Source organism: Klebsiella sp. Ech2A (genome assembly GCF_030078455.1).
GTDB classification, from domain to species: domain Bacteria; phylum Pseudomonadota; class Gammaproteobacteria; order Enterobacterales; family Enterobacteriaceae; genus Klebsiella; species Klebsiella terrigena.
The window spans coordinates 1-5409 of the sequence record NZ_JAQGFU010000253.1; the positions used below are offsets into that span (position 1 = coordinate 1).

The 5409-nt window shown below is 58.4% G+C and carries 6 protein-coding genes; all 6 read left to right on the top strand.

Features of this window, described 5'->3' with window-relative positions; genetic code table 11:
• The coding region (gene rimK, locus PFH44_RS24595; RefSeq protein WP_283826454.1) for a 30S ribosomal protein S6--L-glutamate ligase at nt 1-544 on the top strand (544 nt) is incomplete at its 5' end.
• 88 nt (nt 545-632) lie between these two features.
• A complete protein-coding gene (locus PFH44_RS24600; RefSeq protein WP_045854609.1) occupies nt 633-1115 on the top strand; it encodes a type III secretion system chaperone family protein in 483 nt (160 codons plus the stop codon).
• 347 nt (nt 1116-1462) lie between these two features.
• Nucleotides 1463-2575 (top strand): spermidine/putrescine ABC transporter substrate-binding protein PotF, encoded by a 1113-nt coding sequence (gene potF / locus PFH44_RS24605; RefSeq protein ID WP_123707150.1) that lies wholly within the window; start codon nt 1463-1465, stop codon nt 2573-2575.
• 162 nt (nt 2576-2737) lie between these two features.
• Entirely contained in the window at nt 2738-3871 is a 1134-nt protein-coding gene (gene potG, locus PFH44_RS24610; protein ID WP_133597020.1) for a putrescine ABC transporter ATP-binding subunit PotG, read from the top strand.
• 10 nt (nt 3872-3881) lie between these two features.
• Nucleotides 3882-4835: a putrescine ABC transporter permease PotH gene (gene potH / locus PFH44_RS24615; RefSeq protein ID WP_045854611.1), complete on the top strand. Its 954-nt coding sequence runs from the start codon at nt 3882-3884 to the stop codon at nt 4833-4835.
• On the top strand, nt 4832-5409 hold a 578-nt coding region (locus PFH44_RS24620), incomplete at its 3' end, for an ABC transporter permease (protein ID WP_283826455.1). The genes potH and PFH44_RS24620, both read left to right, overlap by 4 nt.

Here is a 5409-nt window from a genome sequence, read left to right on the forward strand (position 1 = left end):
CCACTCCCCGGACGACACCAGCGACCTGATCGCCATGGTCGGCGGCGCGCCGCTGGTGGTCAAGCTGGTCGAGGGCACGCAGGGGATCGGCGTAGTGCTGGCAGAGACCCGCCAGGCGGCGGAGAGCGTGATTGACGCCTTCCGCGTGCTCAACGCCCATATTCTGGTGCAGGAGTACATCGCCGAGGCGAAAGGGCGGGATATTCGCTGCCTGGTGGTAGGGGACGAGGTCGTGGCGGCCATTGAGCGACGGGCGAAAGAGGGCGATTTCCGCTCCAACCTGCACCGCGGCGGCGTCGCTACGGTGGCAACGATTAGCGAGCAGGAGAGAGCGATCGCCATCAAGGCGGCAAAAACGCTCGGTCTGGACGTTGCCGGGGTCGATATCCTGCGCGCTAACCGCGGGCCGCTGGTGATGGAGGTTAACGCCTCGCCGGGCCTTGAGGGCATTGAAACCACCACCGGCGTGGATATCGCCGGGCACATGATTGCCTGGATTGAGCGCCAGGCGACGCCGGAATTCTGCCTGAAAATGGGCGGATAGCGCGCATTGATGACACTTTCATGGTATGCGCCGCGTTTTTTGCGTAAGCTATGACGTCGTTTTTCCACAGCAAGAGGTTACAGGTCATATGGATTCTCTGGTCGTTCCGGGTCTGGATACGTTACGTCACTGGCTCGACGAATTAGGCATCAGCTTTTTTGAGTGTGATTCCTGCCAGGCATTGCACCTGCCGCACATGCAGAACTTCGACGGCATTTTTGACGCCAAGCTCGATCTGGTGGATAACGTGGTGCTCTTTTCCGCGCTGGCGGAGGTGAAGCCGTCCGCGCTGCTGCCTCTGGCGGCGGATCTCTCGGCGATTAACGCCAGCTCGCTGACCGCCAAAGCCTTCCTCGATATCCAGGACGACAACCTGCCCAAGCTGGTGGTTTGTCAGGCGCTGCCGGTGGGCGTCGGTATTACCCTCGAGCAGTTCGGCTGGTTCTTCCGCCAGGGCGAGGAGCAGATCTCGATGGTTATCCTCGAAGCCGCGGCCAATCAGCTGCTGTATAAGGCCGATGAGGAAGAGGATCTCGCGGTGCAGGAGGTTCAGCACCATTTTCTTCACTAGCCTCGCCGGTGAATAGCGCAGCCACTGCCAGAGCGGCTGCGTATTACACGCTTTTATTCTGCTATTAACCCGCCATTAAAGAATTTTCCACCGCCATTCTGCCGCTTTCGGCTTATCACGTAGACCCATATTGCATAAAAAATTGATAAAAGCCGTTATTTTACCTGGGCTATAGCCTCTTATTCTGGCTACAGTTATTCTGACGCTGCTTCCAGTTGCGGGCAACCATTCCGGGAGAGGTCCTCTCTCCTTTTCTTAGACAATGAAAAAATATGCATGATTTTTGCATGCGGATAATTGCGTATATTAAGTCCGTGCTTAACGGGCATTGAGAAGGAATAAGAGATATGACCGCCTTTGGTAAAAAATGGTTAACAGGCTTGGTTACCGGCGCGCTGATGGCCGTCTCTGCCGGTTCGCTTGCCGCTGAACAGAAAACCCTGCACGTTTATAACTGGTCTGACTATATTGCCCCGGACACGGTGGCCGATTTTGAAAAAGAGACCGGGATTAAAGTGGTGTACGACGTTTTTGATTCCAACGAAGTACTGGAAGGCAAACTAATGGCGGGCAGCACCGGCTTTGACCTGGTGGTACCTTCAGCCAGCTTCCTCGAGCGCCAGCTGGCGGCGGGCGTGTTCCAGCCGCTGGATAAAAGCAAGCTGCCCAACTGGAAAAACCTCGACCCGGAAGTCTTAAAGCTGGTCGCTAAGCACGACCCGGACAATAAATACGCGATGCCGTATCTGTGGGCCACCACCGGGATTGGCTATAACGTCGATAAAGTGAAGGCCGCGCTGGGTAAAGACGCGCCGCTGGATAGCTGGGATCTGGTGCTGAAGCCGGAAAACCTCGAAAAGCTGAAAAGCTGCGGCGTTTCCTTCCTTGACGCGCCGGAAGAGATTTTTGCCACCGTGCTTAACTACCTCGGCAAAGACCCGAACAGCATGAAGGCCGATGACTATACCGGTCCGGCGACCGATCTGCTGCTTAAGCTGCGGCCGAACATCCGCTACTTCCACTCCTCGCAGTACATCAACGACCTGGCCAACGGCGATATCTGCGTCGCGATCGGCTGGGCGGGCGACGTATGGCAGGCCGCAAACCGCGCTAAAGAGGCGAAAAATGGCGTCAACGTCTCCTACTTTATTCCGAAAGAGGGGGCGATGGCGTTCTTTGACGTCTTTGCGATGCCGGCGGATGCTAAGAATAAAGATGAAGCCTATCAGTTCCTTAACTATCTGATGCGCCCTGAAGTCATCGCTAAGATTAGCGATCAGGTGTACTACGCCAACGGCAACAAGGCCTCAACGCCGCTGGTCAGCGAAGCCATCCGCAGCAATCCGGCGATTTATCCGCCGGCCGACGTGTTCGCCAAGCTGTTCACCCTGAAGGTTCAGGAGCCAAAAATCGACCGCGTGCGCACCCGCGCGTGGACCAAGGTAAAAAGCGGGAAATAAAACCCGATGGCCCGGTTCGCCGGGCCTGAAAGGGTATAAATAGCCGGAGTATTGCAGTATGCCCGGCTAAAAAAACGCACCAGGATGGTGCGACTGCACGATAAAGAATGATGTATGGCAACCGGGCCATACGGTGGTGAGTTTTTGCCGGAGAGCGCTTAAGTGAATGACCTAATTTCCCGCCCACAAATGAAAGCCCCCAAAGCGCTGACCCCGCTGCTGGAAATCCGTAACCTGACCAAATCGTTCGATGGTCAGCACGCCGTCGATGACGTCAATCTCACGATTTATAAAGGTGAAATCTTCGCTCTGCTGGGCGCATCCGGCTGCGGGAAATCAACGCTGCTGCGCATGCTGGCGGGCTTTGAGCAGCCGACAGCCGGGCAGATTATGCTCGATGGCGTCGACCTGTCGCGCGTCCCGCCGTACCAGCGGCCTATTAACATGATGTTTCAGTCTTACGCGCTGTTCCCCCATATGACGGTAGAGCAGAACATCGCCTTTGGCCTGAAGCAGGACAAGCTGCCGAAAGCCGAAATCGCCAGTAGGGTGCAGGAGATGCTGGCGCTGGTGCATATGCAGGAGTTTGCCAAACGCAAGCCGCACCAGCTTTCCGGCGGCCAGCGTCAGCGCGTGGCCCTGGCACGCAGCCTGGCAAAAAGGCCGAAGCTGCTGCTGCTCGACGAGCCGATGGGCGCGCTGGATAAAAAGCTGCGTGACCGAATGCAGCTGGAGGTGGTGGACATCCTCGAGCGCGTGGGGGCGACCTGCGTCATGGTGACCCACGATCAGGAAGAGGCGATGACCATGGCGGGGCGCATTGCGATCATGAATCGCGGCAAGTTCGTGCAAATCGGTGAACCGGAGGAGATCTACGAGCACCCGACGACCCGCTACAGCGCGGAGTTCATCGGCTCGGTCAACGTCTTTGAAGGGCTGGTGCAGGAGCGGCTGGAGGACGGCCTGGTGCTGAAGTCGCCGGGGCTGGTGCATCCGCTCAAGGTTGACCCCGACGCTTCCGTCGTCGATAACGTGCCGGTGTGGGTTGCCCTGCGTCCGGAGAAAATCATGCTCTGCGACGAGCCGCCGGCGGACGGCTACAACTTTGCCGTCGGGGAAGTGATCCACATTGCCTACCTCGGCGATCTGTCTATCTACCACGTGCGACTGCAAAGCGGGCAGATGCTTAGCGCCCAGCTGCAGAACGAACATCGTCATCGCAAAGGTGCGCCAACCTGGGGTGATGAAGTCCGTTTATGCTGGGACGCGGACAGCTGCGTCGTTCTGACGGTGTAAGGAGAGGGCGATGAGTACATTAGAACCGCCGGCAGGGGCGAAAAAGCCGGACGCCGCGACGCCGTGGCTGACGCGCCTGCAAATGGCCCATGGCCGCAAGCTGGTGATTGCGCTGCCGTATCTGTGGATGACGCTGCTGTTTCTGCTGCCGTTCCTGATCGTCTTTAAAATCAGCCTCGCGGAGATGGCGCGGGCTATTCCGCCCTATACCGATCTGCTGGAGTGGGCCGACGGTCAGCTGACGATTACCCTTAATCTGGCGAACTTCCTGCAGCTCACCGACGATCCGCTCTACTTTGAGGCCTATCTGCAGTCGCTGCAGGTGGCCGGGATCTCCACGCTCTGCTGCCTGCTGCTGGGCTACCCGCTGGCGTGGGCGGTGGCGCACAGCAAGCCGTCAACGCGCAATATCCTGCTGCTGCTGGTGATCCTGCCGTCGTGGACCTCGTTCTTAATCCGCGTATACGCGTGGATGGGGCTGCTGAAAAGCAACGGCGTGCTGAATAACTTTCTGCTGTGGCTGGGGGTCATTGACCAGCCGCTGGAGATTCTGCACACCAACCTGGCGGTCTATATCGGCATCGTTTACGCCTACCTGCCGTTTATGGTGCTGCCTATTTATACCGCGCTGACGCGCATCGACTACTCGCTGGTGGAGGCCTCGCTGGATCTGGGCGCTCGCCCGCTGAAAACCTTCTTCCAGGTGATCGTGCCGTTGACCAAAGGCGGCATTATCGCCGGCTCGATGCTGGTCTTCATTCCGGCCGTGGGCGAGTTCGTTATCCCTGAGCTGCTCGGCGGTCCGGACAGCATCATGATCGGCCGCGTGCTGTGGCAGGAGTTCTTTAACAACCGCGACTGGCCGGTAGCGTCGGCGGTGGCCATCGTGATGCTGCTGCTGCTGATCGTACCGATTATGTGGTTCCACAAGCATCAGCAAAAACAGATAGGGGAACACGGATGAATGATTTGCCGGTAGTGCGTTCGCCGTGGCGAATATTAATCCTCGTGATTGGGTTTACCTTCCTGTATGCGCCGATGCTGATGCTGGTTATCTACTCGTTCAACAGCTCGAAGCTGGTGACGGTGTGGGCCGGCTGGTCGACGCGCTGGTACAGCGAGCTGTTCCACGACGATGCGATGATGAGCGCCGTGGGCCTGAGCCTGACTATCGCCACCTGCGCGGCGACGGCGGCGGCGATCCTCGGCACTATCGCCGCGGTGGTGCTGGTGCGCTTTGGCCGCTTTCGCGGGTCGAGCGGCTTTGCGTTTATGATCACCGCGCCGCTGGTCATGCCGGACGTGATCACCGGGCTGTCGCTGCTGCTGCTTTTCGTCGCGCTGGGACACGCGATTGGCTGGCCGTCGGATCGCGGGATGCTGACCATCTGGCTGGCGCACGTGACCTTCTGTACCGCCTACGTCGCGGTGGTGATTTCGTCGCGGCTGCGCGAGCTGGATCACTCCATCGAGGAGGCGGCGATGGATCTGGGCGCCGCGCCGCTGAAGGTATTTTTCATCATCACGCTGCCGATGAT

Bases quoted from the DNA above. Each gene is read 5' to 3' on its own strand.
- potF (WP_123707150.1), top strand. From the start codon at position 1,463: ATGACCGCCTTTGGTAAAAAATGGTTAACAGGCTTGGTTACCGGCGCG.
- PFH44_RS24600 (WP_045854609.1), top strand. From the start codon at position 633: ATGGATTCTCTGGTCGTTCCGGGTCTGGATACGTTACGTCACTGGCTC.
- potH (WP_045854611.1), top strand. From the start codon at position 3,882: ATGAGTACATTAGAACCGCCGGCAGGGGCGAAAAAGCCGGACGCCGCG.